1 protein-coding gene is annotated in these 1349 nt (G+C 71.5%); it reads left to right on the forward strand.

Going from position 1 to position 1349, the window contains the following annotated elements; all coding sequences use genetic code 11:
* Window positions 1-221: 221 nt before the first annotated feature.
* On the forward strand, window positions 222-1349 hold a 1128-nt coding region (locus ABZ641_RS37635; protein WP_359989100.1), incomplete at its 3' end, for a DUF4241 domain-containing protein.

Below are 1349 nucleotides of genomic sequence, written 5' to 3' on the forward strand. Positions count from 1 at the left end.
GTTCCGGTCCCAAGGACCAGGCCGAGCGTGCTGATGGCCACGGCCACGTGGCAGTCCTTGTGCGTGTCGACGCCGATGACGACCTCGGCCTGCTCGGCCACCTCTGCAAGAGCGATCACGAACGCGTCTCCCCCACCCTGGTTGGAATTGAGGTGCCACCAGGAGAGGAAGAACGGTCAGACCTGTGACGATGCCGGAGCAAAGCCCCTGGGCGGTAGCAGATGGAGCGGGGATCGGGGACGGTCGTCGAGGTGGGGTACGCGGAGGGCTGGGATCCGGCGTCCCGTACCCCCGGGCGGGCGCTGTCCGCCGGGGAGGCGCGGGCGCGGGACGCCGAGGGGTTGCCGTACACGGTGATGCACCGGGTGCCGGGGAGCAAGGTGCCGGCCGAGGTGCGGCTGGTGTCGTGGGGCGCGGGCTTCGTCGAGGTGTGGGCGTACGACGAACAGGGCCGCCGGACGCTCGAGGCGGAACTGAGGCTGCTGGTCGACGAGGAGCGGCTGCTGAACCGGCGCGCGATCAGCTGGCGCTACCCGTATCCGGTGATGGCGGAATTCGCCCCGGACTGCTCTCGTACCGTGGTGGAGGTCTTCCCTGACGGTACGGGGCGGATCTCGCACCAGCCCGGAGGCATGCGAGGCTCCTCGCTGGAGGCCGTGCTCACGGTGCCGGAAGAGCGGCTGTGGTCGGCCCGACCAGGATTCGGGGAGTGGCGGCCGCTTCCGGGCGGCGAGCACCTGCCGGACTGGGTGCGGGTGCACTTGGACACCGCCGGGACGCCCGAGGCTTCCGTGCCGTGGCGTCGGGAGTCATCCCGCATGTTCTCGTCCGTCGACTTCGATGCGCTCTTCCGTCCCGGTACGCGCATGTCCGGTCCCTACGGCGACGAGATGACCGCCGTGGAGCCGAGGCGGACCGGCACCCTGCGCGTGCCGAGCGGCCGGCTGGCCGTCGACTGCCCCCTGGACCATGACGGGCCGCACTTCAGCATCGCCGTCCCGCCTGGGGAGCACGTGCTCGACGAGGCGCAGGCCGCCTTCCTCGACGGCTGTGAGTCGTCCACGGCGGTCCGGCTGCGCGTCGGGGAAGCCCCGGCCGTGTCCTGGGAGATGGCCCTCAGACCGTGCGACGACACCAGGCTACTCGGGGAGGGCGAGGCGTACGGGTTCGGTACGGACGGCGCGATGGGCGCCTTCGCCGATGCCGGGGCGTGGGGCCCGCTCCAGCGGCTCTCCCGGCAGGTGATGGAGGACAAAGACCCGGAGGAGTGGAAGTACAGCACCGGCTCCGCCTACTTCCTCCGCACCCGCGAGCCCGGCTCCGGCGCCGAGCTGGTGGCGTTCGCGGTG

The organism is Kitasatospora sp. NPDC007106 (genome assembly GCF_040634455.1).
GTDB classification, from domain to species: Bacteria; Actinomycetota; Actinomycetes; order Streptomycetales; family Streptomycetaceae; genus Kitasatospora; species Kitasatospora arboriphila.